Source organism: Pedobacter heparinus (assembly GCF_032678725.1).
GTDB lineage: Bacteria > Bacteroidota > Bacteroidia > Sphingobacteriales > Sphingobacteriaceae > Pedobacter > Pedobacter heparinus_A.
Genome location: NZ_JAVTSC010000037.1, coordinates 1 through 2,006, shown reverse-complemented (window position 1 = coordinate 2,006; position 2,006 = coordinate 1). Strand labels below are relative to the sequence as shown.

At 39.4% G+C, this 2,006-nt stretch carries 3 protein-coding genes; 2 read left to right on the top strand and 1 reads right to left on the bottom strand.

The genetic code is table 11. The features are described from left to right. The coding region (locus R2Q85_RS24455) for an outer membrane beta-barrel protein (protein ID WP_316814433.1) at positions 1 to 433 on the top strand (433 nt) is incomplete at its 5' end. A gap of 30 nt (positions 434 to 463) precedes the next feature. Beyond that, positions 464 to 889: a DUF2846 domain-containing protein gene (locus R2Q85_RS24450; RefSeq protein WP_316814432.1), complete on the top strand. Its 426-nt coding sequence runs from the start codon at positions 464 to 466 to the stop codon at positions 887 to 889. Between the two features lie 357 nt (positions 890 to 1,246). Here the strand turns inward: R2Q85_RS24450 and R2Q85_RS24445 are convergent, their stop codons facing one another. After that, entirely contained in the window at positions 1,247 to 1,951 is a 705-nt protein-coding gene (locus R2Q85_RS24445) for a porin family protein (RefSeq protein WP_316814431.1), read from the bottom strand. Positions 1,952 to 2,006: the final 55 nt, after the last annotated feature.

Genomic DNA, 2,006 nt, shown 5'->3' with positions numbered 1-2,006 from the left:
GGCAATTCCTACCGGCAGACTTGCAGACATCGTCAAAACGGGTTTTGGCGGCTCAGCAAAAGGAATGTATGGCATCGGCAAACTACCACAATACCTCACAATTGAGGCCGGTTACAACAGGTTTGCAGTAAAGGATTTACCTTCGGATGCATCTGCGCACTATTCAGCTGTTCCGGTTTATCTCGGCTACCGTGCTAATCTCAGTGGAGTTTTGCTGGAATCCCAGGCAGGACTTTCTTTTAACCGTATTGCCGGTTCAGGTCCTGGCGGAACTGCAAGCGCAAAGCAAACAGCTTTTGCCTGGTCATTGGGTGCAGGATATGTGTATAAATCGGTTGAAATTGGCATCAGATACCAAAGCTCAGAAAAGGGCGATGATGCTCAGGCAGTTCGGTTTGTAGGCGTACGCCTGGGGTACAATTTTGGACTTTAATTTTATTAAATTAATTTTTATACAAATCCTATGAAAACAATTAAATTATTATCACTAACAGTTTTTTTACTTATTGGTGCTTTAGGCACTTTTGCGCAAACAACAACAGGACAGGTTTATTTGATCCGCTCTACGGGCTATACCGGTTCTGCTGTTAATTATTCATTTTTTGTTGATGACCAGTTAACCTGCAAAATGAAAAACAAGTCTTTTTCAATACACGATTTGCCAGTAGGTGAACATACCGTTAGCGTAAGTAGCGGCGGGATATCAACCGGAAAAAAATCGGCTCCGTTAAAAATAACAGTAACAGAGGGTAAAATAAATTATGTTAGCGTAGTGAGTACGCAAGCCGGATATGCAAACAAAATTACCTGCCAGGAGATCACAGAAAACTCAGCTGCTCCGATTTTGGCAAAAGCTACTCAAAAAAAGGATTGCCTGATTGAGAAATAAGGTTCGCTGCATTACTTGCGATAAATTGAGTAGGCTTACTTTTATCTGAATTAAACTTTCACTATGAGTATACATAATTATAGTCAATTGCGGGCAGTATGTGAATAAATGGAGTTATGAATAAAATGAGAGAAAATTTGTTTAACCTGGAAAATTTTTCAGGAGCTCGCCAGCAAAAGTTATCGTTTGCCAGGCATCAAACGTGAATTTGATGCCCGGCTAAAGCTTGAAGATAATAAGGTAATTGCTGCACTGTTTGATTTTTCGCAGGGCCTTAAACGATGCTCCAGACACAACCTTGTAAACTAACCATGCCGCTTTTTTTCATAGCCTGACTTAAAGCATCAATTATTTGATCTAAAAAGAATAACCAAGGGTAAAACCCAACACCCTGTTGTTTATCTTCGAATCTGAGCTTTCTTTGGCAGACTTGGTTAAAATATTGGCCAAGCCCAAGCCATAGTTAGCATTAATTGCAAGGCCATTACTCATCCTAAAGCCCAAACCTACGTTTGCACCATAATCCATTCCACTCAATTGGTCATCGTCACGGTCACCAAATTTAATATCTTCGGTTTCTTCAGGTTCATTACCTACTTTGGTCTTAAATTTTCCAGAAACCGCAAAGCCAATATACGGACCGGCGCTAATTTGTACCGTACCAGCGGTAGAAGCGGGAATGCTATAAACCAGATTAATAGGCACATCTATGTACATCAAATTAACTTTAGCATAACCATCTAAAACTTCGTTATCAGTTTCAAATTTAGAACCCTTAGTTTGAAATGCAACTGCGGGCTGCAGGGCAAGATTATTGGCCAGGCCAAAATCACCATAAAGAGTTACACTAAAACCTAGGTTGCTTTTTTGGTAATCTTTAATCTGATCGAAGATATTCTGTTCCTCCTCAGTCAGATCCTTGTCAGTTGTAATATTAAACCTTGATAAATTTACACCGGCTTTAATCCCAAATCGGGCATCCTTGCTGGTCATCGTATTTTGGGCGTTTACGGCAAAAAAAGTAGCTGCTACTAAGATTATGCTTAAAAGTAATTTTTTCATATTTTTTTAAGATCACATATCCAAATTGATGCCAAAATAATATTGTTCATTAACC

Bases quoted from the DNA above. Each gene is read 5' to 3' on its own strand.
- R2Q85_RS24450 (WP_316814432.1), top strand. From the start codon at position 464: ATGAAAACAATTAAATTATTATCACTAACAGTTTTTTTACTTATTGGT.
- R2Q85_RS24445 (WP_316814431.1), bottom strand. From the start codon at position 1,951: ATGAAAAAATTACTTTTAAGCATAATCTTAGTAGCAGCTACTTTTTTT.